At 68.2% G+C, this 25,835-nt stretch carries 26 protein-coding genes; 23 read left to right on the forward strand and 3 right to left on the reverse strand.

What is annotated here, in order from left to right:
• The first annotated feature begins 173 nt into the window (after window positions 1–173).
• The 5 genes from QPK29_RS11225 to ccoS all read left to right on the forward strand — a co-directional run bounded on the left by QPK29_RS11225 (window position 174) and on the right by ccoS (window position 6,547).
• Window positions 174–1,721: a methyl-accepting chemotaxis protein gene (locus QPK29_RS11225; RefSeq protein WP_371768311.1), complete on the forward strand. Its 1,548-nt coding sequence runs from the start codon at window positions 174–176 to the stop codon at window positions 1,719–1,721.
• Between the two features lie 102 nt (window positions 1,722–1,823).
• Window positions 1,824–3,260: an oxygen-independent coproporphyrinogen III oxidase gene (gene hemN / locus QPK29_RS11230; RefSeq protein WP_056135701.1), complete on the forward strand. Its 1,437-nt coding sequence runs from the start codon at window positions 1,824–1,826 to the stop codon at window positions 3,258–3,260.
• A 4-nt stretch (window positions 3,261–3,264) separates the two neighbouring features.
• On the forward strand, window positions 3,265–4,011 hold the full coding sequence (locus tag QPK29_RS11235; protein WP_371768312.1) for a sulfite exporter TauE/SafE family protein: 747 nt from the start codon (window positions 3,265–3,267) through the stop codon (window positions 4,009–4,011).
• Window positions 4,008–6,404, forward strand: coding sequence for a heavy metal translocating P-type ATPase (locus tag QPK29_RS11240; protein WP_371768313.1), 2,397 nt, complete (start codon window positions 4,008–4,010; stop codon window positions 6,402–6,404). Before QPK29_RS11235 ends, QPK29_RS11240 begins: the two co-directional genes overlap by 4 nt.
• A gap of 2 nt (window positions 6,405–6,406) precedes the next feature.
• Entirely contained in the window at window positions 6,407–6,547 is a 141-nt protein-coding gene (gene ccoS / locus QPK29_RS11245; RefSeq protein WP_036240176.1) for a cbb3-type cytochrome oxidase assembly protein CcoS, read from the forward strand.
• A gap of 114 nt (window positions 6,548–6,661) precedes the next feature.
• Here ccoS and QPK29_RS11250 read toward each other — a convergent pair whose 3' ends face one another.
• Window positions 6,662–7,060 (reverse strand): TraR/DksA family transcriptional regulator, encoded by a 399-nt coding sequence (locus tag QPK29_RS11250; protein ID WP_056136008.1) that lies wholly within the window; start codon window positions 7,058–7,060, stop codon window positions 6,662–6,664.
• Window positions 7,061–7,298: 238 nt separating this feature from the next.
• On the opposite strand from QPK29_RS11250, the gene ccoN reads away from it, so the two are divergent.
• From ccoN to QPK29_RS11285, 7 genes are all read left to right on the forward strand, one after another.
• Complete coding sequence (ccoN, locus tag QPK29_RS11255; protein ID WP_056135692.1) at window positions 7,299–8,750, forward strand: cytochrome-c oxidase, cbb3-type subunit I; 1,452 nt, start codon at window positions 7,299–7,301, stop codon at window positions 8,748–8,750.
• Window positions 8,751–8,772: 22 nt separating this feature from the next.
• Window positions 8,773–9,387: a cytochrome-c oxidase, cbb3-type subunit II gene (gene ccoO / locus QPK29_RS11260; protein ID WP_056135689.1), complete on the forward strand. Its 615-nt coding sequence runs from the start codon at window positions 8,773–8,775 to the stop codon at window positions 9,385–9,387.
• 8 nt (window positions 9,388–9,395) lie between these two features.
• Window positions 9,396–9,569 carry a CcoQ/FixQ family Cbb3-type cytochrome c oxidase assembly chaperone gene (locus QPK29_RS11265; RefSeq protein ID WP_082577408.1) on the forward strand — a complete coding sequence of 58 codons (174 nt, stop codon included), beginning with the start codon at window positions 9,396–9,398 and terminating at the stop codon, window positions 9,567–9,569.
• Window positions 9,562–10,503: a cytochrome-c oxidase, cbb3-type subunit III gene (ccoP, locus tag QPK29_RS11270; RefSeq protein ID WP_371768314.1), complete on the forward strand. Its 942-nt coding sequence runs from the start codon at window positions 9,562–9,564 to the stop codon at window positions 10,501–10,503. Before QPK29_RS11265 ends, ccoP begins: the two co-directional genes overlap by 8 nt.
• The gene (gene ccoG, locus QPK29_RS11275; protein ID WP_371768315.1) at window positions 10,500–11,882 is read left to right on the forward strand and encodes a cytochrome c oxidase accessory protein CcoG; all 1,383 of its coding nucleotides are present in this window, start codon (window positions 10,500–10,502) and stop codon (window positions 11,880–11,882) included. The genes ccoP and ccoG overlap by 4 nt, the downstream gene beginning before the upstream one ends.
• A gap of 17 nt (window positions 11,883–11,899) precedes the next feature.
• Window positions 11,900–12,385, forward strand: coding sequence for a FixH family protein (locus QPK29_RS11280; RefSeq protein WP_056135681.1), 486 nt, complete (start codon window positions 11,900–11,902; stop codon window positions 12,383–12,385).
• 170 nt (window positions 12,386–12,555) lie between these two features.
• Window positions 12,556–14,400, forward strand: coding sequence for a DUF885 domain-containing protein (locus tag QPK29_RS11285; protein WP_371768316.1), 1,845 nt, complete (start codon window positions 12,556–12,558; stop codon window positions 14,398–14,400).
• On the opposite strand, the gene QPK29_RS11290 is transcribed toward QPK29_RS11285, so the two are convergent.
• Together QPK29_RS11290 and fnr are read right to left on the reverse strand one after the other, a co-directional pair.
• Window positions 14,401–15,471, reverse strand: coding sequence for a porin (locus QPK29_RS11290; RefSeq protein ID WP_371768317.1), 1,071 nt, complete (start codon window positions 15,469–15,471; stop codon window positions 14,401–14,403). It abuts the gene before it with no gap.
• A gap of 60 nt (window positions 15,472–15,531) precedes the next feature.
• Window positions 15,532–16,296, reverse strand: a complete 765-nt coding sequence (gene fnr / locus QPK29_RS11295; RefSeq protein WP_056135663.1) for a fumarate/nitrate reduction transcriptional regulator Fnr — start codon at window positions 16,294–16,296, stop codon at window positions 15,532–15,534.
• Window positions 16,297–16,502: 206 nt separating this feature from the next.
• On the opposite strand from fnr, the gene QPK29_RS11300 reads away from it, so the two are divergent.
• From QPK29_RS11300 to QPK29_RS11350, 11 genes are all read left to right on the forward strand, one after another.
• Window positions 16,503–17,153 carry a TorD/DmsD family molecular chaperone gene (locus tag QPK29_RS11300; RefSeq protein ID WP_400189758.1) on the forward strand — a complete coding sequence of 217 codons (651 nt, stop codon included), beginning with the start codon at window positions 16,503–16,505 and terminating at the stop codon, window positions 17,151–17,153.
• Between the two features lie 8 nt (window positions 17,154–17,161).
• A complete protein-coding gene (locus QPK29_RS11305; protein ID WP_371768319.1) occupies window positions 17,162–17,368 on the forward strand; it encodes a twin-arginine translocation signal domain-containing protein in 207 nt (68 codons plus the stop codon).
• Window positions 17,369–17,383: 15 nt separating this feature from the next.
• Complete coding sequence (locus tag QPK29_RS11310) at window positions 17,384–20,203, forward strand: formate dehydrogenase subunit alpha (RefSeq protein ID WP_371768320.1); 2,820 nt, start codon at window positions 17,384–17,386, stop codon at window positions 20,201–20,203.
• Window positions 20,204–20,345: 142 nt separating this feature from the next.
• On the forward strand, window positions 20,346–21,026 hold the full coding sequence (gene fdh3B / locus QPK29_RS11315; protein ID WP_056135653.1) for a formate dehydrogenase FDH3 subunit beta: 681 nt from the start codon (window positions 20,346–20,348) through the stop codon (window positions 21,024–21,026).
• Window positions 21,023–21,235, forward strand: a complete 213-nt coding sequence (locus tag QPK29_RS11320) for a hypothetical protein (RefSeq protein WP_056135650.1) — start codon at window positions 21,023–21,025, stop codon at window positions 21,233–21,235. The genes fdh3B and QPK29_RS11320 overlap by 4 nt, the downstream gene beginning before the upstream one ends.
• A gap of 12 nt (window positions 21,236–21,247) precedes the next feature.
• Window positions 21,248–22,333, forward strand: a complete 1,086-nt coding sequence (locus QPK29_RS11325) for a formate dehydrogenase subunit gamma (RefSeq protein ID WP_400189759.1) — start codon at window positions 21,248–21,250, stop codon at window positions 22,331–22,333.
• A 10-nt stretch (window positions 22,334–22,343) separates the two neighbouring features.
• Window positions 22,344–22,778 carry a hypothetical protein gene (locus QPK29_RS11330; RefSeq protein ID WP_056135644.1) on the forward strand — a complete coding sequence of 145 codons (435 nt, stop codon included), beginning with the start codon at window positions 22,344–22,346 and terminating at the stop codon, window positions 22,776–22,778.
• 10 nt (window positions 22,779–22,788) lie between these two features.
• The gene (locus tag QPK29_RS11335) at window positions 22,789–23,235 is read left to right on the forward strand and encodes a hypothetical protein (protein WP_371768322.1); all 447 of its coding nucleotides are present in this window, start codon (window positions 22,789–22,791) and stop codon (window positions 23,233–23,235) included.
• Window positions 23,232–23,672: a DUF3305 domain-containing protein gene (locus QPK29_RS11340; protein ID WP_371768323.1), complete on the forward strand. Its 441-nt coding sequence runs from the start codon at window positions 23,232–23,234 to the stop codon at window positions 23,670–23,672. Before QPK29_RS11335 ends, QPK29_RS11340 begins: the two co-directional genes overlap by 4 nt.
• Window positions 23,669–24,121: a DUF3306 domain-containing protein gene (locus tag QPK29_RS11345; RefSeq protein ID WP_371768324.1), complete on the forward strand. Its 453-nt coding sequence runs from the start codon at window positions 23,669–23,671 to the stop codon at window positions 24,119–24,121. The genes QPK29_RS11340 and QPK29_RS11345 overlap by 4 nt, the downstream gene beginning before the upstream one ends.
• Window positions 24,122–24,133: 12 nt before the next feature.
• Window positions 24,134–25,813, forward strand: a complete 1,680-nt coding sequence (locus QPK29_RS11350) for a 4Fe-4S binding protein (protein ID WP_371768325.1) — start codon at window positions 24,134–24,136, stop codon at window positions 25,811–25,813.
• The last annotated feature ends 22 nt before the right edge of the window (window positions 25,814–25,835 follow it).

The raw sequence follows: 25,835 nt of genomic DNA on the forward strand, positions 1-25,835 counted from the left end.
AGCCACATCTGCGCAGGGTACTCCATTTTAACGGCCGGGCGTCGCAACTGTTTCGTTACGCGCCAGACCACTCGTCATTCCGCCATTTTTGATCTGGATCAAGGATTTGGCAGGTCCAGATTTCATAAAATTTCCCTAAAACAATATTCCTTATCAAAAGCCAGGAGCCACGCTTGCGTACCAACCTCCCCGTCACGGGCATCGAATACCCGTTGCAGGACGGCCAGTCCATCGTGTCCAAGACGGACACCAAAGGCCGCCTCACCTACGTCAACCCCGCCTTCATCGAAGTCAGCGGCTTTACCGAAGAGGAGCTGATCGGCAAGGCCCACAACATCGTCCGGCACCCGGACATGCCGCCGGCGGCGTTCTCCGACCTGTGGCAAACGCTGCAGGCGGGTGAACCGTGGACAGGACTCGTGAAAAATCGTCGAAAAAATGGCGATTACTACTGGGTCGTGGCGAACGTCGTGCCCATCAAGGAGGAGGGGACGACGGTGGGCTACATGTCGGTCCGCACCCGACCCGCGCGCGACGAGGTCGAACGGGCCGAAGCGATCTATAAACGCCTGCGCGACGGCCGGGCGGAGGGGCTCGCGCTCCGGCGCGGCGCCGTCGTCCGCACCGCGTGGTGGGCGCGCCTGCTGGACTTGCGCACCTTGCCGCTGGGCCGGCGCCTCGGCGTCATGATGTGCGCGCAGGCGCTGCTGATGGGGGTGCTGGCCTGTGTCACCCAGGCCTGGGGCTGGCGCCTGCTGGCGCTGGCCGGCGCGGCGCTGACCCTGCTGGCCTGGGCCGAGCTGCACCGGTCCATCGTGGCGCCCATGCACCGGGCGCTGGAGGGCGTGTACGCGCTGGCCGGCGGCGATCTGTCGCGTCCGCCCGCACGGGGACGCGACGACGAGATGGGCCGCCTGCTGCTCGCGCTGCGCCAGTTGAACATCAACCTGACGGCGATCGTGGGCGACGTGCGCACGGGCGTCGGCGCGATCCATGCGGCCACGCGCGATATCGCGACGGGCAACCACGATCTCGCCCGCCGCACGGAAGCGCAGGCCGCGAGCCTGGAGCAGACGGCCGCGAGCCTCGCCCACATCGCGGCCAAGGCGGGCCAGAACACGGACAGCGCCGAGCGCGCCGACACCCTGGTCGGCGAAGCCTCCCAGGTGGCGGGCCGCGGCGGCGCGGCCGTGCTGGAAGTCGGCACGACGATGGGCCAGATCAGCGGCTCGGCCACGCGCATCGTCGACATCATCGGCCTGATCGACGGCATCGCGTTCCAGACCAACATCCTGGCGCTGAATGCCGCCGTGGAAGCGGCGCGCGCGGGCGAGCAGGGGCGCGGGTTCGCCGTCGTGGCGGGCGAAGTCCGCAGCCTGGCCCAGCGCTCGGCGGGCGCGGCCAGGGAAATCAAGGCGCTGATCGAGGATTCCGTGCACCAGGTCGGGCAGGGCAACGAGCTCGTCGACGCGGCGGGCCAGACGATGCGCCAGGTCGTGGGCGCCGTGCAGGACGCGGCCGCCATCATGGGCGACATCACGGCGGCGTCGCGCGCGCAGAACGAGGGCATCGCCGAAGTGAATGCGGCGATGGTCGAACTCGACGGCATCACGCGCGAGAACGCGGCCCTCGTGGAAGAGTCGGCCATGGCCTCCGCCAGCGTGGCGGACCAGGTGGGCCATCTGGGGCAGGTGTTGTCGGTTTTTAAACTTGGGCGCTAACACACCGGCTTCGGCGATTTTTGATGCAAGTCAAGGATTTTGCGGCCCCGCCTCAATAGACTCATCTTGACTATTCACGCCGCAGGCCCAGGAGTTTCCCAGATGTTCGACGCAGTCCCCGCAACCAGCGCCACCCGGGTGCATCCCGCGCTCCAGCCCGTCGTCGAGTTCGACGCGGACCTGATCGCCCGGCTGAGCCGCAACGGCCCCCGCTACACGTCGTATCCGACGGCGGACCGCTTCACGGAATCGTTCGGCTACCGCGATTTCCTGCACGCCGTGGCGGACCTGCGCACGCGCGGCGGCGGCAAGCCGCTGTCGCTGTACCTGCACATCCCGTTCTGCGACACCGTCTGCTATTACTGCGCCTGCAACAAGATCGTCACGAAGAACCGCGAGAAGGCGGCGACCTACCTCGCTTACCTGAAACGCGAAGTCGAGATGCAGGGCCGCCTGTTCGCCGGCATGAACGAAGTCGAGCAGCTGCACTTCGGCGGCGGCACGCCGACTTACCTGTCGGACGCGCAGATGGAAGACCTGATGGCGCACCTGCGCCGCTGCTTCCGCTTCGCGCCGGATGCCGCCGGCGAATACTCGATCGAGATCGACCCGCGCACCGTATCGGCCGAGCGCGTGCACGGCCTGCGGCGCCAGGGTTTCAACCGCATCAGCCTCGGTGTGCAGGACTTCGATCCGGACGTGCAGCGCGCCGTCAACCGCATCCAGCCCGAGGCCGAAACGCGCGCCATCATCGCGGCCGCGCGCGATGCGGACTTCCGCTCCGTCAGCATCGACCTGATCTACGGCCTGCCGAAGCAGACGCCGGCCACGATGCGCACGACGCTCGACAAGGTGATCGATGCGGCGCCGGACCGCATCGCGATGTACCACTACGCACACCTGCCGCATCTGTTCAAGCCGCAGCGCCGCATCGACGAGGCGGACATGCCCGACAGCGACACGAAGCTGCGCATGCTCCAGCTGTGCATCGAGCGCCTGACGGCCGCGGGGTACGTGTATATCGGCATGGACCATTTCGCCCGGCCGGACGACGACCTCGCCATCGCGCAGCAGCAGGGCCGCTTGCACCGCAACTTCCAGGGTTATTCGACGCATGCCGACGCGGACCTCGTCGCATGCGGCGTGTCCGCCATCGGCGCGGTCGGGGCCACGTACAGCCAGAACGTCAAGACGCTGGACGCCTATTACGATGCGCTCGACCGCAACGAGCTGCCGGTGGCGCGCGGCGCCCGGCTGTCGATGGACGATGCGCTGCGCCGCACGATCATCCAGAAGCTGATGTGCCAGTTCGAGCTGTCCATCAGCGCCATCGAGCTCGCGTTCCCGATCGCGTTCCACGCCTATTTCGCGCGCGAGATGGCGCAGCTGGCCGGGCTGGAACGGGATGGTCTCGTCGAACTCGCGCCGGACTGGATCAGCGTCACGTTGAAAGGGCGCCTCCTGATCCGCAACGTGTGCATGGTGTTCGACCGCTACCTCGCCACGCGCGGCCCGGCCACGCATTCCAGGACCGTGTAACGCCATGAACGTCGCGCTGATTCCGGTATTCGTCGTGGGCCTGCTGGGCAGCGTCCACTGCGCGGGCATGTGCGGCGGGATCGTGGGTGCGCTGTCGGTGGCGCCTTCCGTGGGGCGGGTCATTCCTGTGCGGGCAGCGACCAGGCGGGCGCCCGTCGCCAACGTCTTTGCCTATAACGCGGGACGCATCGGCAGCTACATGGTCGCAGGCGGGCTGGCCGGCGGCCTCGCTCAGGGCGCGCAGGCGTTCGCGAAACTGCCCGCGCTGCAGGCGGGCGCGTACTGGCTCGCGAACCTGATGCTGGCCGCGCTGGGGCTGTACCTGATGGATGCGTGGCGCGGCCTGGCGCGGCTGGAGCAGGGCGGCCGCTTCGTGTGGCGCGGCGTGCAGCCGCTCCTGAAGAAAGTCGGCCCGCTGGACCGGCCCGCGCGCATGTTCGTGGCGGGCGGCCTGTGGGGCTGGCTGCCGTGCGGGATGGTCTACAGCGTCCTCGTCACCGCGATGCTGAGCGGTTCCGCCCTCCACGGCGCGCTCGTGATGCTGGCCTTCGGCCTCGGCACCCTGCCGATGCTGCTGGGCCTGGGCCTGATGGGCGCGCGCCTGCGCGGCTGGCTCGCGAGCCCGCGCGTGCGGCTCGCGTGCGGCATCCTCGTGCTGGGCTTCGGCCTGCTGGGCCTCGCGCGCGCTGCGGGGGGCCTGCCGCATGGCTGGGTCCAGGACATCTGCGTCGCACCCGGAGCCGGCGCATGAGCGCGGCCGTCCTCGACACGGCCGCGTGCTGGCACTGCGGCCAGCCGGCACCGGCCGCGAGTCCATGGTCGGCCGTCGTCGACGGCGCGAACCGCACCATGTGCTGTCCCGGTTGCGCCGCCGCCGCGCAGGCCATCGCGGACGCCGGCCTCGCCGACTATTACGACAACCGCACCGAATTCGCCGCGCGCATCGGGGACGACGCCGACCTGGCCGCCCTGCGCGCGTACGACGACGCGGTCGATGCCGACGATGTCGTCTTCACCATCGAAGGCATCCGCTGCGCCGCGTGCGTGTGGCTGATCGAACGCCGCCTGAACGCGCTGCCCGGCGTGACGCATGCGCTGCTGAACGTGGCGACGGAGCGCCTGCGCGTACGCCGCGACCCGGCCGTGGCGAAGGCCAGCGACATCATCGCGGCACTGCGCGCGATCGGCTACACGGCGTATCCGCTGGATGCGGAGCGCCAGGCGGCCCACCTCGAACGGGAGCGCAAGACCCTGTTCCGCCGCCTGTTCGTCGCGGGCATGTCGATGATGCAGGTGATGATGTACGCCGTCCCCGTGTACCTGGCGACGGACGGCACGATGGATGCCGACATGCGCGCGTTGATGCACTGGGCCGCGCTGCTGCTGACCGTGCCGGCCGTCGCGTACTCGTCGTGGCCGTTCCTCCGTGGCGCGTGGATGGACTTGCGGCGCGGCGTGGCCGGCATGGACGTGCCGGTGGCGCTCGGCATCCTCGCCGCATCCGCCGCCAGCGTCGTCGCGGTCGTGCGCGGCCACGGCGACGTGTACTTCGATTCGATCACGATGTTCGTGTTCCTGCTGCTGGGCAGCCGCTACCTGGAGCTGGACGCGCGCCGGCGCGCCGCGCGCGCCTTGGAGGGCCTGCAGCGCGCGGCACCCGCGATGGCGCAGCGCTTCGTCGACTTTCCGGGCGCGCGCGCGACCGACACCGTCCCCGCCGGCGCGCTCGTGCCGGGCGACGTCGTGCTCGTGCCGCCGGGCCAGGCCGTCCCGGCCGACGGCGTCATCGTGGAAGGCGACACGGAAGTCGACGTCGCGCTGCTGACGGGCGAGAGCCGCACGCGCGCGCTGGGGCCGGGCGCGCAACTGCCCGGCGGCGCGGTCAACGTCGCGCAGGCGATCGTCGTGCGCGTGACGAGCAGTGCGCGCGACAGCACCTTGGCGTTGCTGGTGCGCCTCGTCGAACGCGCGGGCCAGGACAAGCCCGCGCTGGCGCTGTGGGCCGACCGCGTGGGCGCGTGGTTCGTGCTGGCGCTGCTCGTGCTGACCGTCGTCGTGTGCGCGGGCTGGTATCTCGTCGATCCGGCGCGCGCGTGGCCGGCGGCGATCGCGGTGCTCGTCGTGTCGTGCCCGTGCGCGCTGTCGCTGGCCACGCCGACGGCGCTCGCCGCCGCCACCGACCGCCTGCTGCGGCGCGGCGCGCTGGCCGTCAAGCCGCATGTGCTGGAAACGCTGGGCCGTGCGACGCACGTCGTGTTCGACAAGACGGGCACGCTGACCTACGGCCACCCCGTGCTGCGCCAGACCGTGACGTTCGGCGGCGCGAGCCGGCGCATGGCGCTGCAGCTGGCCGCCGCGCTGGAAACGGGCAGCGCGCATCCGCTGGCGCAGGCGATCCGCGACGCGGCCGGGCCGGCCGCGCTGGTCGCGAACATGGTCAACCAGGTCGTCGGCAAAGGCATCGAGGGCGAGATCGGCGGCCGCCGTTACCGTCTCGGCAACGCCGCGTTCGTGGCCGGCATCGCGTGCGGCCAGATCCCGGGCGGCCAGCCGGGCGGCGTGACGGCCGTGTGGCTGGGCACCACGTCCGGCTGGGTCGCGCGCTTCGACCTCGTCGACGACATCCGGCCGGAGGCGCGCGACGTCGTGGCCGGCCTGCGCGCGGCCGGCAAGACGGTCGTGCTGCTGTCCGGCGACGACGACGAGGCCGCGCAGGACGTCGCCATGCAGCTCGGCATCGCGCACGCGCTGGGCCACCAGCTGCCCGAAGATAAACTGACCGTCGTGCGCGGCCTGCAGCGCGAGGGCGCCGTCGTGGCGATGGTCGGCGACGGCATCAACGACGCGGCCGTGCTGTCGGGCGCCGACGTGAGTTTCGCGATGGGGCAGGGCGCGCAGCTGGCGCAGCTGCATGCCGACTGCGTGCTGCTGGGCGAGGGCCTGCGCCCGCTGGAGGCCGCGCTGGACACGGCGGCGGCCACGCTGCGCGTGATCCGCCAGAACCTCGGATGGGCGATGCTGTACAACGTGGCGGCGATTCCGGCGGCGGCGAGCGGCCTGCTGAATCCGTGGCTGTCGGGCGTGGGGATGGCCGCAAGTTCGGCGCTCGTGGTGCTCAACGCGGCGCGCCTGAGGAGGGCATGACGATGGAAGCCTTGTATTTGCTGGTGCCGCTCAGTGTGATGCTCGTCGCGTTCGCGGTGTGGATCTTCTTCGGGGCGGCGGACAGCGGGCAGTTCGACGATCTGGAGGGACCGGCGTTGCGGATTCTCAGCGACGACGATTGACGGACTCCGTCGTTCCCGCGCAGGCGGGAACCCAATTTGCATGCGTATCGACAATGCGTACAACTTGGATCCCCGCCTGCGCGGGGATGACGGTGATCCGCGCAAGTGCAGGTATTACATGCTCGGCCCGCGTCCCGTCCGCTGTTCCTTCTCGATCCGCTCCTGGCAAGCGATACACGTCCGGACCGTCGGCGTCGCCAGCAACCGCGCTTCCGGAATGTCGCGCCCGCAGGATTCGCAGATGCCGATCGCGCCCGCTTCCAGGCGCCCGATCGCGGCGTCGATCTCGTGCAGCAGATTCGCTTCGTGCTCGGCCAGGTGTTCCTCGTTATGGCTGAGCATCTCGCCGGCCGGCGCGTCGTCGTTCTGGCCCATGTGGGCGTTCGGCGAGATCGCCGGGCGGTCGTCCGTATCGCCATCCGTGCGGGCACGCACGGTGGCCAGCGCGTCCTCGCGCGCCTTGTGCAGGCGCTGGCCGAGTTGCTCGTGGAGTTCAGGTGAAATTGGCGGCATGGTCATCGTCCTCTTCGTTGTCAAAAGCTTCGGGTCAGTGTGGCGGACCATCGAGCGTCATGTTTGACGCACCTCATATCGTCCATTTAAAACGCCAGTCTGCTTTCAGCAACATCGAGGAAGAAGCCGGCTCCTTCCCTGGACCCAATCTGGAATTTTTGATTCACATCAAGGATTTGGAGCCCCCAGGAAACCTACCCTGACGGTGTCGTCTTTCTTATTCTTCAGGGAGTGCACCTTGGACAGCAGTCTAAACTATAACTACAAGATCGTGCGCCAGTTTGCCGTCGCAACTGTCGTCTGGGGCGTGATCGGCATGCTCGCGGGCGTGTGGATTGCCGCGCAGCTCGCCTGGCCGGCATTGAACTTCGATATCCCGTGGCTCACGTACGGCCGCCTGCGGCCGCTGCACACGAACGCGGTGATCTTCGCGTTCGGCATCTGCGGCCTGTTCGCCACCTCCTACTATGTCGTGCAGCGCACGTGCCAGGTGCGGCTGTTCTCCGACCGGCTGGCCGCCTTCACGTTCTGGGGCTGGCAGGCCGTGCTCGTGTCGGCCGCCATCACCTTGCCGCTGGGCTTCACGCGCGGCAAGGAATACGCCGAGCTGGAATGGCCGATCGCCATCCTGATCGCCATCGTGTGGGTCGCATACGCCGTCGTCTTCTTCGGCACCATCGTCAAGCGCCGCGTGCAGCACATCTACGTCGCCAACTGGTTCTTCGGCGGGTACATCCTCGCCGTCGCCATCCTCCACATCGTCAACGGCATGTCGATGCCGGTGACCCTGTTCAAGTCGTACTCGATGTACGCCGGCGTGCAGGACGCGATGATCCAGTGGTGGTACGGCCATAACGCCGTCGGCTTCATCCTCACGGCCGGCTACCTGGGCATGGTCTACTACTTCATTCCGAAACAGGCCGAGCGTCCGGTGTACTCGTACCGTTTGTCGATCGTGCACTTCTGGGCCCTGATCTTCACCTATATGTGGGCCGGTCCGCACCACCTGCACTACACGGCGCTGCCCGACTGGACGCAGTCGATCGGCATGGTGTTCTCGCTGATCCTGCTGGCACCGTCGTGGGGCGGCATGATCAACGGGATCATGACCCTGTCCGGTGCGTGGCACAAGCTGCGCTCGGATCCGCTGCTGAAATTCATGATCGTGTCGCTGTCGTTCTACGGCATGGCCACGTTCGAGGGCCCGATGATGTCGATCAAAACGATCAACTCGCTGTCGCACTACACGGACTGGGGCATCGCCCACGTGCACGGCGGCGCGCTGGGCTGGGTCGGTTTCATCACGATGGGTTCCCTGTACTACCTGATCCCGCGCCTCGCCGGCAAGAAGCAGATGGCCAGCATGGCGCTCGTCGAGACGCACTTCTGGCTCGGCACCATCGGCATCGTGCTGTACATCGCCGCGATGTGGATCGCCGGCGTGATGCAGGGCCTGATGTGGCGCGCCGTGAACCCGGACGGCACGCTGACCTACACCTTCGTCGAAGGCGTCAAGGCGACGTATCCGTACTACGTGATCCGCTTCGGCGGCGGCCTGATGTACCTGACCGGGATGTGCCTGATGGCGTACAACACGTGGCTGACGATGCGCGGCACGCAGTCCGTCGACGCCCGCATCCCCGCACTGCCTTCGCATGGCAGGACGCATGCGGTCCCGGAACACGCCTAACAGAACACGCAGGAGCATAACCATGAAATTCACCCATGAGTGGATCGAGAAGAACCCCTGGCTGCTGATCGGCCTCGTGCTGGTCGTGGTCTCGTTCGGCGGCCTCGTCGAGATCGTGCCGCTGTTCTTCCAGCATTCGACCACCGAACCCGTCGCCGGCCTGAAGCCGTATTCGCCGCTGCGCCTGGCCGGCCGCGACGTCTACATCCGCGAAGGCTGCTACAACTGCCACTCGCAGATGATCCGCCCGTTCCGCGCCGAGACCGAGCGCTACGGCCATTACTCGGTCGCGGGCGAATTCGTCTACGACCACCCGTTCCAGTGGGGCTCCAAGCGCACCGGCCCGGACCTGGCGCGCGTCGGCGGCCGCTACTCGGACGAGTGGCACCGCACCCACCTCGACAACCCGCGCGACGTCGTGCCGGAATCGAACATGCCCGGCTATCCGTGGCTGGCCACGGCCAAGCTGGACCCGCAGTCGATCGTGCCGAAGATGCGCGCGATGCAGCGCCTGAACGTCCCGTACACGGAACAGGACATCAAGGACGCGCCGGCGCAGCTGGCGGATAAAACGGAGCAGGACGCGCTGGTCGCCTACCTGCAGGGTCTCGGCACCCAGATCAAGAATCGGAACTAGGAACCGACATGGCCATCCAACATATTTTCGACGACGCGAGCCGCGTGATGACGGTCGTGAGTTTCACCACCTTCCTGGGCATTCTTGCGTGGACCTTCCTGTTGCGCAGGGAGCGCGACTTCGCCGCGACGGCCGCGCTGCCCTTTGCCGATGATGACGAGGTGGAGGACGACTATGTCTGACTTCACGAGCGGTTTCTGGAACTGGTACATCGTCCTGATCACGGTGCTGGGCATCGCCGGTTGCGCGATCCTGCTGTGGTCGCAGTCGCGCCACAAGGTGCGCCTGGACGAACACGGCCAGCCCGAGAAGACGACGGGCCACGTGTGGGACGAGGACCTGACGGAACTGAACACGCCGATGCCGCGCTGGTGGATGTTCATGTTCTACCTGACGATCCTGTTCGGCATCGGCTACCTGGTCCTGTATCCGGGCCTCGGCAGCTATGCGGGCCGCCTCGGCTGGCAATCGGCCGGCGCGTACAAGCGGGAACTGGCGAAGGCCGATGCCGACTACGGCCCCCTGTTCGCGCAATACCTGAAGCGCGACCTCAAGGACGTGGCGAGCGACCCGCAGGCCCGCGCCATCGGCGAGCGCCTGTTCCTCACGTATTGCGCGCAGTGCCACGGCTCGGATGCCCGCGGCAACAAGGGCTATCCGAACCTGACGGACACCGATTGGCTGTACGGCGGCGAGCCGTCCGTGATCAAGGAAACGATCATGAAGGGCCGCAACGGCCAGATGCCGCCGATGGGCGCGGCGCTCGGTTCCGACACGGACGTGGAGAACGTCGCGCACTACGTGATGAGTCTCTCCGGCGCGCCGGCCGACCCGATCAAGGTCGCCTTCGGCAAGCCGAAATTCGCCGCCTGCGCCGCGTGCCACGGCCCCGAGGCGCACGGTAATCCGATGCTGGGCGCGCCGAACCTGACGGACAAGGTATGGCTGTACGGCGGCAGCGCGGAGACGATCATGGAGACGATCCGCAAGGGCCGCAACAACACGATGCCCGCGTGGGGCGAATTCCTCGGCGAAGGCAAGGCGCACGTGCTGGCCGCCTACGTGTGGTCGCTGTCCAACGCGCCGGGCACGCCCCACGAGGTGGCGGCAAAATGAACGCGCGCGCACCCAAGGAGGCGGTCATCAAGATGTACGCCAAGCGCGAGGACATCCATCCGCGCGAGGTGAAGGGGCCGTTCGCCACCCTGCGCTGGGCCTGCGTCTGGCTCACGCAGGCGCTGTTCTACGGCCTGCCGTGGCTGTCCATGCACGGCCGCCAGGCCGTGCTGTTCGACCTGGGCGCGCGCAAGTTCCACCTGTTCGGCCTCGTGCTGTGGCCGCAGGACTTCATCTATCTCGCGGGCCTGCTGATCATCTGCGCCTACGGGCTGTTCCTCGTGACCGCCGTGGCGGGGCGCGTGTGGTGCGGCTATGCGTGCCCGCAGACGGTCTACACGGAGATCTTTCTGTGGATCGAGCGCCGCATCGAAGGCGACCGCAGCGCACGCATCCGCCTCGACCGCCAGCCATGGACGCTCGAAAAGCTGGGCAAGCGTGGCGCCAAGCACCTCGCCTGGGGCACGGTCGCGCTGTGGACGGGCTTTACCTTCGTCGGCTATTTCACGCCGATCCGTGCGCTGGGCGACGCCGTCGCGCACCTGGGTCTCGGCCCTTGGGAAGCGTTCTGGATCCTGTTCTACGGCTTCGCCACGTACGGCAACGCGGGCTGGATGCGCGAGCAGGTGTGCAAGTACATGTGCCCGTACGCCCGCTTCCAGAGCGCCATGTTCGACCGCGACACGCTGATCGTCAGCTACGACGCGGCGCGCGGCGAACCGCGTGGCATGGCGCGCAATACCGCGAAGGGAGATTGCATCGACTGCAGCCTGTGCGTGCAGGTCTGCCCCGTCGGCATCGACATCCGCGACGGCCTGCAGTACGAATGCATCGGCTGCGCCGCCTGCATCGACGCCTGCTCCGGCGTGATGGACAAGGTGGGCCGGCCCCGTGGCCTGATCCGGTATTCGACCGAGAACGCACTCGCCGGCGGCTGGAACGCGAAGCAGATTCGCGCCCGCCTGCTGCGCCCGCGCACGCTTGGCTACGGCCTCGTGTTCGTCCTGATGGCGGCGGGCCTGGGCAGCGCGCTGGCGCTGCGCACGCCGCTGAAGCTGGACGTGATCCGCGACCGCGGCTCGATGGGCCGCGAAGTCGAAGACGGCAAGATCGAGAACGTGTACCGCCTGCAGCTGATGAACACGGGCGAACGTCCGCACCGGTTCCACATCGGCGTCTCCGGCATCCCGTCTGCCGCCATCGCGGACGAAGACCTCGTCGAACTGGACGGGGCCTCCGCGCGCGCGGTACCCGTGCGCGTGCGCGTCGACCACGGCGCCGCACGCACGGGATCGAATGCGCTGACGTTCACCGTGACGGCGCAGGACGATCCCGCACTGCGCGTGACCGAGAAGGCCGTCTTCATCGTGCCGCGCTGAACTGATAAGGATAGAACATGCACGCGACTCCGACTCCCTGGTACACCCACCGCTGGCCGTGGCTCCTGATGCTCGGACCGGCGACCGTGCTGGCCGGCGGCGGCTACGTGGCCTGGCTCGCCGCCGGCCACCCGGACGCCCTCGTCGTCGACGATTACTACAAGCAGGGCAAGGCCATCAACCAGGACCTGCGCCGCGACCGCGCGGCCACGGCACTGGGCCTGTCGCTGCGGGCGGAATACGATCCGCGCGCGGGCACGCTGGCTGGCCGCCTGGCGGGACAAGCGGCGCCGTTCACCCTCTACCTCGCGCATCCGACCCTGCCGCGGCGCGACCTGCGCGTGTTCGTGAAGCCCGCGCCGGACGGCTCGTTCAGCGTCGCGCTGCCGGACCTGGAGCGGACGCACTGGCAGGTCGTCGTGGAAGGGGCGTTGCGCGACTGGCGATTGGCGAAGGGGTGGGATGGCGCGCGGGCGCTGGAGATCGTGGCGGACGCCGATTAGCCGTCGTTCCCGCGAAGGCGGGAACCCAGGTTTCCTTGAGCAGTCGATACGCGAGCAAAATCAGGCCCCTGCCTTCGCAGGGGCGACGATTTGGTACTCATCCATGGTAGATTCTTCCTCGCCCAGCCTACCCGGCGGGAACAAGAACCCACTACCACTGGAAGAGAGAGATGCCACAACCCCGTCTTCACGCGCGCGCCCGAACGGCCGCCGCCATCGCCACCCTGTTCGTTCCCCTCGTCCTCGGCACCGCCGCGCCCAACATCGCGGCGGCCGCGCAAACCGCGCAGGCGGTCAAACCCGACGCCGCCTTCGACACCTGGTCCGACCGTTTCGCCGCCGACTGGGTCCGCGCCAATCCGCAGCTCGCCACGTCGACGCAATACTTCGACGGCGCCGAACAGGATGCGCTCGACCGCCAGCTCACGCCGTTGACGCAGGCGCACCGCAAGAAGATGATCGCGCTGGCGCAGGCCGGCGTGGCGCGCCTCGACAAATTCCTCGCCGGACCGCTGGGCGAAGAGCAGCGCACGTCGGCGTCCGTGATGCGCTGGAGCCTGGCCAACACGGTCGCCAGCGCGCCATACGAGGATTACCAGTTCGTCTTCAACCAGTTCGGCGGCACGCAGGTCGGCCTCGTCAACTTCATGACGACGACGCATCCGCTGCGCCGCGCGTCCGACGTCGCCAGCTACCTGGCGCGCCTGGACCAGGTGGCCACGCGCATGGACGAGGCCCTCGCGCGCGCCCGCGCCGCCACGGCGCGCGGCCTGGTCCCGCCGCGCTTCATCCTCGAGCGCGCGCAATACCAGGTCGACCTGTTCCTGAAGCCGGCGGCCGAGCAGAACGTCCTCGTGACCACGTTCGCCCAGCGCACCGAAAAGCTCGCGGACCTCAAGCCGGATGCGCGCGCCAACGCCATCGCCGCCGCCACCCGCATCGTCGAGACGAAGATCCGCCCCGCGTACCTGCGCGTGCAGGCCTACATGGCCGAGCTGCATCCGCAGACGAACGACACGGCCGGCATCGCGCGCCTGGCGAACGGCGCGGCCGCCTACCAGCAGGCGCTGAAGACCTACACGAGCACGAATCTGACGGCGCAAGAGATCCACGCGATCGGCCTGCGCGAAGTGGCGCGCATCGAGGCCGAGATGGACAAGCACCTGCGCGCCCTCGGCTACGCGGAAGGCGGCATCGAAGAGCGCATGAAGCAGCTGGATGCGACGTTCCAGCCCAAGACCGCGGGGTCGGGTAACCCTGATCCACGCCCCGAACTGCTGCAGCGCTATGCAAGCATCGTCCAGGACGCATCGAAACGCAGCGACGCGCTGTTCAACCTGAAGCCGCGCGCGCCGGTCGACGTGCGCCGCGAGCCGCCGTTGACGGAGCCGTCGGCCGCGGCGCATTATTCGCTGCCCGCGCCGGACGGCAGCCGCCCCGGCATCTTCTGGGTGCCGATGCGCGGGCCCACGTTCGACGTGATCCGCATGCGCAGCCTGTCCTACCACGAGGCCGTCCCGGGCCACCACTTCCAGCTCGCGATCCAGCAGGAGCGCACGGACCTGCCCAAGTTCCGCGCCCAGCGCATCTTCGGCGGCGGCAGCGCGCACAGCGAAGGCTGGGCGCTGTATGCGGAGCGGCTCGCGGTGGAGCAGGGCTGGTACGAGGGCGACGTCGCGGGCCTGCTGGGCGCCCTCGGCTCGGAACTGTTCCGCGCGCGCCGGCTCGTCGTCGACACGGGCCTGCACACGAAGGGCTGGACGCGCGAGCAGGCCATCGCCTACGGCATCGGCGCGCAGGAAGTGGAGCGCTACGTCGCGTGGCCGGGCCAGGCGTGCGCGTACATGATCGGCATGCTGCGCATCGTCGACCTGCGCGAGCACGCGAAGCAGGAACTGGGCGCGAAGTTTTCGCTACCCGCGTTCCACGACGTCGTGCTGCGCAACGGCTCCGTGCCGCTAAACGTGCTGGGCGAGATCGTCGAGCGCTGGATCGCGGCGCAAAAGCACGCTTGATCAGAAGTTGTGGCGCATGCCGAACACGTACGCCTTGAGCGTCGCGCCCGGCGTGGCACCCAGGCCGTTGATCGCGAAGTCGTAGACGCCGTTCGCGCGGTTGTCCAGGCGCGTCGTGTACGCGTACAGGCTGCTGCGCTTGCTGAGCGTGTAGTCGTAGCCGAGCGTCGCATGCGTGGCGCCCGTGCCCGCGCCGGCGCGCACGAAGCCGATGCGCGTGCCGGCCGGGCCGCTCGCGTCACCGGCGCGCGCGATGCCGATGCGGATGCCGTGCGGTCCCATCTGATGCGACACCGACAGGTACACGGCGTTGCGCGCCAGCGCGCCGGCGCCCGTCCCGTACTTCAGCCGTTCGGCCACGACCGCGATGCGCGTCTGCGGGAACTGGTAGGCGAGGGCGGCTTTCGCGCCCGTGTCGTCAAGGCCCGGCCCCTGGTACGCGTGGTGGCGTTCGCCCGCCAGCACCGCATACCACGGGCCCCGTTCGTAGATCGCGGCGGCCGACGTCAGCGACGGCTTCGCGCCGCTTGCCGGCTTTTCCTCGTTCAGGCCGTGCGTCACCCGCAGCGACAGGCCATGCCAGGATGGGCTCCAGTAATGTATCGAATTGGACTGGCGCCGGTCGAACGACGACTTGTCGCTGACGTTGTCCGCATCGCCCGCGGCGCCGTTGCCCATGATGCTCATGTAGCCCGCCGTCGTCGGATAGAACGGGTCGAGGCCGGACGTGGCGCCGTTGTACGCCGTCGTCCAGTGGCCCGCGAACAGCGTGCCCCACGTGCCGGCGAGGCCCACGCGGGTGTCGCGTGCGGCGAGGGCGCCGGCGCCCGTGTCGGGCGACAGCGTGCCTTCGATCTGGAAGATGGCTTTCAGGCCGCCGCCCAGGTCTTCGCCGCCGCGGAAGCCCAGCACGGAGCGGTTGTTCACGAGGCGCGCGAGGCCGGGGCCGGATGACGATTCCGCGTGTTCGAGGGCGACGTTGAGGCGGCCGTAGATCTGCACGGCGCCGTCTTGCGCGTGGACGGTGCCCGCGGCCAGCAGGAGGGCGGCGGGGATGAACTTGATATGCATGGGGGATCTCCTTTGCCCGCATTGTCGATGCGGACGGGGAGAGCGGAAACTACCGAAAGGTCAGGCCATCGGACTGCACTGCTCCGTCCCGGCCGCCATCGCCTTCAGGCGCGCCGGTTCGAGCAGCACCACCTCGCGCTTGTCGACCTGCACGAGTCCCAGCTTTTTGAAGCGGGACAGCAGGCGGCTGATGCTCTCGATCGTCAGGCCCAGGTAGTTGCCGATGTCCTCGCGCGACATGCGCAGCTGGAAGCGCGTGGACGAATAGCCGCGCGCCGCGTAGCGGGCCGAGAGGTTGATGAGGAAGACGGCGAAGCGCTGCTCGGCGCGCATGTTCCCCAGCAGGAGCATGACGTTCTGTTCGCGCGTGATCTCCTGGCTCATGATGCGGTGGAAGTGGCGCAACAGCGTCGGCACCTGGCCGAACAGGTCCTGCAGGTTCCCGAACGGGATCTCGCACACTTCGCTGTCTTCCAGTGCGACGGCGTCGCAGTGGTGGCGGTCGGCGCTGATGGCGTCCATGCCGAGCAGCTCGCCGGCCATCTGGAAGCCCGTGATCTGCGCTTCGCCCGAAGCATTGATCTGGTACGTCTTGAAGTGGCCGAAGCGCACGGCGTACAGGTTGCGGAACGGGGAGCCCATCTTGTACAGGGGCTCGTCGCGCTCCAGGCGGCGGCGCTTGCCGATGATCTGGTCCAGGCGGTCGATGTCCGCGTCTTCCAGGCCCATCGGCAGGCACAGCTGGTGCATGCTGCAGGCCGCGCAACTGGACTTGAGTGCGGTGACGTTGACGAGGGGTGCGGATGTGGTATCAGCGGCAATCATGGCAAGTACCTTCGGGTGATGTCTCGATTATAGACGTGAAGCCCTACTGCAACGAGGGAATTTGTCCCGACGTTGGTTGCGTTGCCAACGAAGTGTCGCGTGGACGTCAAGCGTGCGCGCCTTCGCGTTGTCAAGGATTACACTTCCCATGAATATTTGCCAACGGGAGAACCATGTCCGTCGAACAGCGTTCAGCTTCATCCAATTTGCATGACGGCGTTGAGAGTGCTGTCGCGCCGCCGCTGGCCGACGAGGACCAGGCCCGCGCCGATTTCTACGCGCTGTTCGCACGCCTGCTGCTGGCCCCGCCCGACGCCGCGCTGCTCGCGGCGCTGGCCGCCGCGGATCCGATCGGCGCCGCCGGCGAATTCGCGCTCGAGGACGCCTGGCTGAAGCTGACCCAGGCCGCCAGCGTCGTCGATGCGGCCGCCGCGGCGGATGAATTCTCGGCCATGTTCATCAGCACCGGCACGCCGCCGCTGAATCCTTACGGTTCCTTCTACATCACGGGCCACCTGAACGATGCGCCGCTGGCCGACCTGCGCCACGACCTCGCGCGCCTGCGTCTCGCGCGGGCGCCAGGCGTGGGCGAGTTCGAGGATCACCTCGGCACGTTGTGCGAGACGATGCGCGTATTGATCCAGGGCGGCCCCGGCATGCCGGCGCGCGGCCTCGCCGTGCAAAAAGCCTTTTTCGAAACGCATGTCCGGCCCTGGTACGCGGCCTGCCTGGCCGACATCGCGGGGAGTGCCGACGCGAATTTCTACCGGATCGTCGCAGGCGTCGTCGACGCCTTCCTGTCGATCGAAGCGCAGGCGTTCGCCGTGCTCGATAGCGCCGACCCGATTGCCGCATGAGGACCATCATGAACGATGACAAGCAACCCGATCCGACCCGCCGCAGCCTGTTGAAGGCCGCGCCGCTGGGTGCGCTGGCCGTCGCCGCGGCCGCGCGTGCGCGTGCGCCGGAAGCGCAGCCCGAACCCGCGGCGCCGGCGGAACCGCAGAAGGCGCGGGGCTATCACGAGACGGAACACATCCGGCGTTACTACCGCACTGCGGCTTACTGGTAGAAGGAGACCATCGCCATGACCCTGGTGAAGACATCACGCGACAGCGGATTGAAACGGCGCCGCTTCCTCGTCGGCGCGGGCGTGACGGCCGGCGCGGGCGCCCTCGCGCGCCACCTGCCGCTGAACGTGATCCAGCCCGCGACCGCGGCGGATCCCGTGCCCGCCAGGCCGACCACGGAGGTCAAGCACACCGTGTGCAGCCACTGCTCGGTGGGCTGCTCGGTGGAGGCGGTCGTCAGCAACGGCGTGTGGATCCGCCAGGAGGCCGCGTTCGACTCGCCGATCAATATGGGGGCCCACTGCGCGAAAGGCGCGTCGGTGCGCGAGCACGGTTTCGGCGAACACCGCCTGCGCTATCCGATGAAGCTCGTGAACGGCAAGTACGAGCGCATCACGTGGGACCAGGCCGTGGGCGAGATCGGCGACCGGCTCCTGAAACTGCGCGAGCAGTCCGGGCCGGATGCGCTGATGGTGATCGGCAGCTCGAAGCACAGCAACGAGCAGTCCTACCTGCTGCGCAAATGGGTCTCGATGTGGGGTTCCAATAACTGCGACCACCAGGCCCGCATCTGCCACTCGACGACGGTGGCGGGCGTCGCCCAGACCTACGGGTATGGCGCGATGACGAACTCGTTCAACGATCTCCACTACAGCAAGGCCGTGCTGTTCATCGGCTCGAACCCGGCCGAGGCGCATCCGATCTCGATGCTGCACTTCCTGCATGCGAAGGAACTGGGCGCGAAGATGATCGTCGTCGACCCGCGCTTCACCCGCACGGCGCGCTTCGCCCACCACTACGTGCGCATCCGTCCCGGCACGGACATCGCGTTCGTGTGGGGCATGCTGTGGCACATCTTCAACAACGGCTGGGAAGACAAGGAGTACATCGCCGCGCGCACGTACGGCATGGACGACGTGCGCAAGGAAGTCGCGAAGTGGACGCCCGATAAAGTCAGCGACGTGACGGGCGTGCCGGAGGCGTCGGTGCGCATGGCGGCCGAGATGCTGGCGACGAACAAGCCGTCGTCCGTCGTCTGGTGCATGGGCATCACGCAGCACCACGTGGGCACGGCGAACGTGCGCGCGCTGTCGATCCTGCAGCTCGCGCTCGGGAACATCGGCGTGCGGGGCGGCGGCGCCAACATCTACCGCGGCCACGACAACGTGCAGGGCGCGACGGACGTCGGTCCGAACGGCGAGTCGCTGCCCGGCTATTACGGCATCGCGGAAGGCGCGTGGAAGCACTTCGCCACCGTGTGGGGCGTCGATTACGACTGGGTCAAGTCGCGCTTCGGTTCGAAGGAGCTGATGGAAAAACCGGGCATCACGGTGTCGCGCTGGTTCGACGCGGTCCTGGAAGACAACCAGTACGTCGACCAGCCGACGAACCTCCGCGCCGTGTTCTACTGGGGCCACGCGCCGAACAGCCAGACGCGCCTGCCGGACATGAAGGCGGCGATGCAGAAGCTGGACTTCATGGTCGTCATCGATCCTTATCCCAGCATGACGGCGGCGATGCACGGCAGGAGCGACGGCGTCTATTTGCTGCCGGCCGCGTCGCAGTTCGAGACACAGGGCTCCGTCACGGCGTCGAACCGGTCGATCCAGTGGCGCGAGCGCGTGATCCAGCCGCTGTTCGAATGCAAGACGGACCACGAGATCATGTACCTGTTCGCGAAGAAGCTCGGCTTCGGCGAACAGCTCGTCAAGAACATCAAGGTCGTCAACAACGAACCGGTCATCGAGGACATCCTCCGCGAGATCAACCGCTCCTGCTGGACGATCGGCTACACGGGTTGCTCGCCCGAGCGATTGAAACTGCACATGGAGCACAAGCGCGACTTCAATCCGACGACGATGCGCGCGGAATCCGGTCCATGCAAGGGCGACTATTACGGCCTGCCGTGGCCGTGCTGGGGCACGCCGGAGATGAAGCACCCGGGCACGCCGATCCTGTACGACCTGCACAAGCCGGTGGCGGAGGGCGGCCTGCCGTTCCGCGCCAACTGGGGCGTGGAGCACAACGGCGAACCTTTGCTGGCGGCGGACGGCTCGTTCACGAAGGACAGCGAGATCGACACCGGCTATCCGGAATTCGACCACGTGTTCCTGAAAAAGCTGGGCTGGTGGGCCGAGCTGACGCCCGAAGAACAGGTGCAGGCCGAGGGCAAGAACTGGAAGACGGACCTGTCGGGCGGGATCATCCGCGTCGCCATCGCCCACGGCTGCGCGCCGTACGGCAATGCGCGCGCCCGCTGCAACGTGTGGAACTTCCCGGACCCCGTGCCGACGCACCGCGAACCGCTCGTCACGCCGCGGCGCGACCTGGTGGCGAAGTACCCGACCTACGACGACAAGGCCGCGTTCTGGCGCCTGCCGACGCTCTATAAATCCGTGCAGGCGGTCGACTTCTCGAAGGACTACCCGCTGATCATGACGTCGGGCCGCCTCGTCGAGTACGAGGGCGGCGGCGAGGAGACCCGGTCGAACCCATGGCTGGCCGAGCTCCAGCAGAACATGTTCTGCGAAGTGAATCCGGAAGACGCGGCGCAGATCGGCGTGAAGCTGGGCGAATTCATGTGGGTCGAGACGCCGACCGGCGCGCGCCTGAAGCTGATGGCGATGGTGACGCCGCGCGTGCCCGTGGGCCTGGTGTGGATGCCGTTCCACTTCGGCGGCTGGTGGATGGGCGAGGACCTGGAAAAGCATTATCCGGAAGGCGGCGCGCCGGCGGTGCGCGGCGAGGCCGTGAACACCGGCTGGACGTACGGGTACGACGCCGTGACGATGATGCAGGAAACGAAAGTATCGCTGTGCCGGCTGGTGCGGGCGTAAATACCGTCATTCCCGCGCATGCGGGAATCCATGCTGAGGCTCAGGAATCGGGCTCTCGATGGATGCAAGGCGGATCAGACCAAGGCGACTTCGGTCGCTCAGCATGGCTTCCCGCTTTCGCGGGAACGACGAGGAGGCAGCAATGGCTAGAATGAAGTTCATCTGCGACACGGAGCGCTGCATCGATTGCAACGGCTGCGTGACCGCCTGCAAGAACGAAAACGAGACCCCGTGGGGCGTGAACCGGCGCCGCGTCGTCACCATCAACGACGGCGTGCCGGGCGAGCGCTCGATCTCCGTCGCGTGCATGCATTGCAGCGACGCGCCGTGCCTGGCCGTCTGCCCCGTCAACTGCATCTACCACACGGAAGACGGCATCGTCCTGCACGACAAGGACCAGTGCATCGGCTGCGGCTACTGCTATTACGCGTGTCCGTTCGGCGCGCCGCAGTTCCCGTCGACGGGCCTGTTCAACCACCGCGGCAAGATGGACAAGTGCACGTTCTGCTCCGGCGGTCCGGAGCCCGACACGTCCGAGGCCGAGTTCAAGAAGTATGGCCGCAACCGCATCGCCGAAGGCAAGCTGCCCGCCTGCGCGGAGATGTGCGGCACGAAGGCGCTGATCGGCGGCGACGCGACCGTCATCGCCGACATCTACCGCCAGCGCGTGGAGACGCGCGGCTACGGTCCGGAACTGTGGGGCTGGAAGATCGCGTACGGCAAGCCGAAGCGCGGCGGCGACATCAAGGCGACGGGCGACGGTCCGCGCGAGAACCAGAACCTCAAGGACTCGCAGAACGACGAGGGGAGGCTGCCGACATGAAGCGCATCCTCATCCTCTGCCTGCCGCTGGCGCTGCTCGCGGGCTGCCTCGAAGTCGACCAGCATCCGAACTGGGTGCACGGCATGTACGCCGGGAAGAAGGACGACCGGCCGTTCTTGCGCCACTTCCACAACGACAAGCTGTCGTGGTGGGGCACGATCAGCAACCGCAACATGAACCAGAACGAATACAACCGGGCCAACCCGTAACAGGAGCCGACCATGTCATTCACGCTACGATCGATATTGTCATTGCTCTTGTCGCTGTGGCTCGTCGGCATCGCGCACGCCGGCGTCCCGAACAACCGCGCCGAACCTGCGTATGCCGAGGAACAGACCATCCTGCAGGCCGAGAAGGATGCGCGCACGCCCGAGCCGGGACTGGGCTCCAAGTCCTCCGGCCGCGTGCACATCGACCGCCACTACCTGGGCCAGTACGGCGGCACGGAAGGCACCGTGATCGTGCAGCGCGGCGGCAACCAGTGGCGCATCTGGCGTAACGGGCCGATCGCAACGGCGATGGGCACGATCCTCGTCGTCGTGCTCGTGGCGATTTTCCTGTTCTACCGCGCCATCGGCCCCGCGCGCACGGAAGAACCGGACACGGGCCGGCGCATCCGCCGCTTCACGGGCTGGGAGCGCGGCGTGCACTGGGCGACCGCGATCAGCTTCATCATCCTCGCGGTGACGGGTCTCGTCATCATGTTCGGCAAGAAGCTCCTGATCCCGCTCGTCGGCCACGACGTGTTCGCCGCGCTGGCCTACATCTTCAAGTACCTGCACAACTTCGTGGGCCCGCTGTTCATCGTGTGCTCCGTGCTGATGTTCTTCACTTTCCTGCGCCGCAACGTCTTCCGCCGCATCGACTGGCAGTGGGTCAGGCAGGGCGGCGGCCTCGTGTCGCACAAGCACGTGCCGGCCGGGTTCTTCAACGCCGGCGAGAAATCGTGGTTCTGGCTGGGCGTGACCCTGCTGGGCCTCGTGATGTCGGTCAGCGGCCTGATTCTCGATTTCGTCACGTTCGGCCAGACCCGCTACATCATGCAGGTCGCGAACTACCTGCACATCGCCGGCGCCACGTTCTACATCGCGGCCGCGATGGGCCATATCTACATCGGCACGTGGGGCACGCCGGGCGCGTACGAAGCGATGCGCCACGGGACCGTGGACGAATCGTGGGCCAAGGCGCACCACGCCGTGTGGTACGACGAAGTGAAGGCGGGCGTTGAACCGGGCACGTTCGACGACCGCGTGCCGCCCGACCAGCGGCCGCCGGCCGGCAGCCCGCCGCCGCGACCTGCGCATTGAGGAGCCGCCGATGAAAGCGACGATCACGATCATGGCCGCACCGTTGCTGCTTGTGCTGCTGGCGGGCTGCAAGCAGCATGGCGACGAAGCCCAGCGCAAGACCAAATTCCCCGGCATGGTGACGGCCGACGGCGGCACGAGCGGCCAGGTGATGGCCGCGCACGGCGGCCCGAAAACGAACGCCGTATACGCGGGCGGCACGCCGGGCATCGCCGGTGGCAGCGGCGGCAACACCGCCGGAGCCGCGACGGGCGGCTCCGTGCGCGAGACCGGGCAAGGCCCGAGCCAGGGCGTGACGCCGCCCAGCGGTCCCGGGACGCTCGACACCACGCAGACCCCGCCCGGCGACCATGGCAAGCCGGCCGCGCCGACGCCGGCCGAAGTGGGGCCGCAGCCAGGCGCCGTCAACCGCGACCCGAGCCATTCGGCCGCGCCGGGACGATGAGGAGACCACGATGAACCACCTGACCAGGATCGCCGCCATCGCGCTGGCGCTGTCCGCCGCGGCGGCCCACGCCGCGCTGCCGCCGCCGACACCGGCGCAGCAGGAGGCCGCCGCCGCGAAGAAGGCGGTCGCGGATGCACAGGCGGCCAAGGACAAGGCGTTGCTGACCGCGTCGATGGATGCCATCACGGCCCGCTGGCGCAGCCGCGCGTCCGCGCAGGGTTGGAAGGTACATGCGCCGGTCGCGATCGCCGCGGCCGCACCGGCACAAGCGGCCGCGCCGGCCGGACAGCCGGAAGGCAAGCTGACGCCGGCCGGCGCCGCCGCGCCGATCAAGAGCGAAAAACTGGGCACGGCGCCGCCCAGCGCGGACGTGAAGGCCCACCCGACGCGGACCGAGCCGGCGGGCACGCCGCCGACCGTCCAGAAAGGCACGCCGAAGGTGAACAACCGATGAAGATGGGATCCATGCCGATCGCCGTGCTGATGCAGCGGCGGACCCTCCAGCACCGCTGGGCCGACGAGGCCTGGGAAGCGGTCGGCGTCGTGCCGGACCGCGGCGACCTGCCGCCGCTGCAGGTGCTGAGCCAGACGCCCGAGCGCGACTACTACCTCGTCTCCGGCCTCGAACTGGAGCTGTATCCGGACGAGAACGAAGGCTATTACGAGAACTGCGTGGCGCCCGAATCGAAGGTCTTCGTGCTGTGGCGGATGGAGAACGGCCGCGCGATGCCCGTGCGCGCATCGGTCAGCTATGTCGAGGGCACGCGCATGTTCGACTCGGGCGAAAACGCGGACGGCGTGACGATGTCGGCCGAGATCTATGCGTGGCTCGCGGGCTATCTGCGCGAGCACTATCAACCGAAGCCGCGGCGCGGCCGCCAGCACGGATGACGGACGAAGGCTTCCTGCGCCGCTGGGCGCGCCGCAAGACGGAGGTGCGAGCGGGAATGGCGCCGCCGCCGGAACCGCTCGCGCCTGTCGCAGACCTGCCGGTCCCGGTCGTCGATGCGCCTGCGGTGGCACCGGCCGACGCGCCGCTGCCGACGATGGACGACGTCGCCCGCCTGACCGGCGACTCCGATTTCTCCGCCTTCGTCGCGCGCGGCGTCGATGCGGCCGTGCGCCGGACGGCGCTGAAAAAACTGTTCGCCGACCCGCATTTCAATACGATGGACTGCCTCGACGTCTACATCGACGACTACACGAAGCCGAGTCCCGTGTCGGAAGCGATGCTCGCGTCGCTGGAGCACGCGAAGAACGCGTTGCAGCGGGTTGTCGAAGCCGTCGAAGAACCACCGGCCGCGGAAGATGCGCCGGGGGACGCCAATAACACCACCTGAAACCGGGACAGTATGAATATCCGTTTGATCGAAGGGCAGGGCGTCGCCCTCGACCCCGTCCAGGACGACCGCGACCGCGTCGCCCGCAACGCGGCGCTGGCCGCGCTGGCCGACATTCCCGCACCCGACCCGCTGGACACGGTCGGCTACAAGTCCGCCGGCCACACGCTCGTCATCGGCACCCGCGCCGACGCGCTGCCGTGGGCCGAGCGCCTGGCTGCCGCGCTGCCCGTCACCGTGCTGCTGCTGGATGACGATGGCGGCGACAAGGCGCTGCGCCTGTATCCCGTGTTTGCGGCGCGCGCGCTGGTCGTGACGGGCTGGCTCGGCGCGTTCGACGCGACGTGGCAGGCGGGAGGCAGCAAGCCCGAACACGCGCGCTTCGACCTCGTGCTCGATCTCGGCGCGGCGCCGCAGATCGCCACGCACCAGCGCCCGCACGGTTATTACGCGCCGGGGCTCGATCCCGCCGCGCGCCAGGCCGCCGTCGCCGAACTCGTCGGGATGGTCGGCGACTTCGAGAAGCCGAAATACTTCGCGTACAAGGAACGCCTGTGCGCGCACGGCCGCAACCGCCGCAGCGGCTGCAATGCATGCGTCGAGATCTGCTCCGCCGGCGCGATCTCGGGCGCGGGCGACCTGATCGCCGTGAACCCTTACCTGTGCGCGGGCTGCGGCGCGTGCACGACTGTCTGCCCCACGGGCGCGCTGGGCTATGCGTATCCCGGCGCGGCGCACACGGGCATGCGCGTCAAGGCCGCGCTGAACGCCTACACGCAGGCGGGCGGGTGCGAGCCGGTGCTGCTCGTCCACGGCCTGGAAGGCGCGGCGCTGCTGGACGCCGTCGACGTCCCCGGACGCGTGCTGCCGCTGGGCGTGCACCACACGGCATCGACCGGCATCGACATCTGGCTCGCGGCGCTCGCCTGGGGCGCGGTGGGCATCACGGTCCTCATGACGGACGCCGAGGCCCCGCAGTACGCGGCCGCGCTGGATGAGCAGATGACCATCGCGCAGACCATCATGACGGGCCTCGGCTACGCGGGCGCGCACGTGCAGCTGCTGCGCGCGACCGGGCCGGACGAGCTGGCGCGCGCGCTGCAGAACGCGCCGCGCGGCGAGGTGCCGGCGCGGCGGGCAGGCTTCAACGTGGCGGCGGACAAGCGCAACACGCTCGACTACGCGCTCGAGCATTTGTTGCGCGAGGCGCCGCAGCAGGTCGAGGAGATCGCGCTGCCGGCCGGCAGTCCGTTCGGTACGCTCGCCGTCGACGCGGGAAAATGCAGCCTGTGCATGGCGTGCGTGGGCGCATGTCCGGCGTCGGCGCTGCAGGATGGGCAGAACGCGCCGCAGCTGCGCTTCATCGAAAAGAACTGCGTCCAGTGCGGGCTGTGTGCCGATACGTGTCCGGAAGATGCGATCCGGCTGGTGCCGCGGCTGTCGTTCCGCGACACGCGCAAGCAGCCCGTGGTGCTGAACGAGACGCAGCCGTTCCACTGCATCCGCTGCAACAAGCCGTTCGGGACGCTGCGCATGGTCGAGAGCATGCTGGCGCGCCTGGCCGGACATCCCGCGTTCGCCGGCCACCTCGACCGCATGCGCATGTGCGGCGACTGCCGCGTGATCGACATGATGACGCCGGCCGGCGAGCAGACCATTCATCAGGCGCAGGAGCTGCGCCGGCAGCGTTGATACGGCGCCCCCGGCACTGCCG

Origin of the sequence: Massilia orientalis, from assembly GCF_030411975.2 — a bacterium.
In the GTDB taxonomy this organism is placed as follows: Bacteria; Pseudomonadota; Gammaproteobacteria; order Burkholderiales; family Burkholderiaceae_D; genus Telluria; species Telluria orientalis.

Coding starts and splice junctions, on each gene's coding strand:
- QPK29_RS11285 (WP_371768316.1), top strand. CDS start 12,556: ATGCCACAACCCCGTCTTCACGCGCGCGCCCGAACGGCCGCCGCCATC.
- ccoS (WP_036240176.1), top strand. CDS start 6,407: ATGGAAGCCTTGTATTTGCTGGTGCCGCTCAGTGTGATGCTCGTCGCG.
- QPK29_RS11335 (WP_371768322.1), top strand. CDS start 22,789: ATGAACCACCTGACCAGGATCGCCGCCATCGCGCTGGCGCTGTCCGCC.
- QPK29_RS11345 (WP_371768324.1), top strand. CDS start 23,669: ATGACGGACGAAGGCTTCCTGCGCCGCTGGGCGCGCCGCAAGACGGAG.
- QPK29_RS11265 (WP_082577408.1), top strand. CDS start 9,396: ATGGCCATCCAACATATTTTCGACGACGCGAGCCGCGTGATGACGGTC.
- QPK29_RS11325 (WP_400189759.1), top strand. CDS start 21,248: ATGTCATTCACGCTACGATCGATATTGTCATTGCTCTTGTCGCTGTGG.
- QPK29_RS11235 (WP_371768312.1), top strand. CDS start 3,265: ATGAACGTCGCGCTGATTCCGGTATTCGTCGTGGGCCTGCTGGGCAGC.
- ccoP (WP_371768314.1), top strand. CDS start 9,562: ATGTCTGACTTCACGAGCGGTTTCTGGAACTGGTACATCGTCCTGATC.
- QPK29_RS11290 (WP_371768317.1), bottom strand. CDS start 15,471: ATGCATATCAAGTTCATCCCCGCCGCCCTCCTGCTGGCCGCGGGCACC.
- QPK29_RS11320 (WP_056135650.1), top strand. CDS start 21,023: ATGAAGCGCATCCTCATCCTCTGCCTGCCGCTGGCGCTGCTCGCGGGC.
- QPK29_RS11280 (WP_056135681.1), top strand. CDS start 11,900: ATGCACGCGACTCCGACTCCCTGGTACACCCACCGCTGGCCGTGGCTC.
- ccoG (WP_371768315.1), top strand. CDS start 10,500: ATGAACGCGCGCGCACCCAAGGAGGCGGTCATCAAGATGTACGCCAAG.
- hemN (WP_056135701.1), top strand. CDS start 1,824: ATGTTCGACGCAGTCCCCGCAACCAGCGCCACCCGGGTGCATCCCGCG.
- QPK29_RS11350 (WP_371768325.1), top strand. CDS start 24,134: ATGAATATCCGTTTGATCGAAGGGCAGGGCGTCGCCCTCGACCCCGTC.
- QPK29_RS11340 (WP_371768323.1), top strand. CDS start 23,232: ATGAAGATGGGATCCATGCCGATCGCCGTGCTGATGCAGCGGCGGACC.
- QPK29_RS11240 (WP_371768313.1), top strand. CDS start 4,008: ATGAGCGCGGCCGTCCTCGACACGGCCGCGTGCTGGCACTGCGGCCAG.
- QPK29_RS11305 (WP_371768319.1), top strand. CDS start 17,162: ATGAACGATGACAAGCAACCCGATCCGACCCGCCGCAGCCTGTTGAAG.
- QPK29_RS11250 (WP_056136008.1), bottom strand. CDS start 7,060: ATGCCGCCAATTTCACCTGAACTCCACGAGCAACTCGGCCAGCGCCTG.
- ccoO (WP_056135689.1), top strand. CDS start 8,773: ATGAAATTCACCCATGAGTGGATCGAGAAGAACCCCTGGCTGCTGATC.
- QPK29_RS11330 (WP_056135644.1), top strand. CDS start 22,344: ATGAAAGCGACGATCACGATCATGGCCGCACCGTTGCTGCTTGTGCTG.
- QPK29_RS11310 (WP_371768320.1), top strand. CDS start 17,384: ATGACCCTGGTGAAGACATCACGCGACAGCGGATTGAAACGGCGCCGC.
- fnr (WP_056135663.1), bottom strand. CDS start 16,296: ATGATTGCCGCTGATACCACATCCGCACCCCTCGTCAACGTCACCGCA.
- fdh3B (WP_056135653.1), top strand. CDS start 20,346: ATGGCTAGAATGAAGTTCATCTGCGACACGGAGCGCTGCATCGATTGC.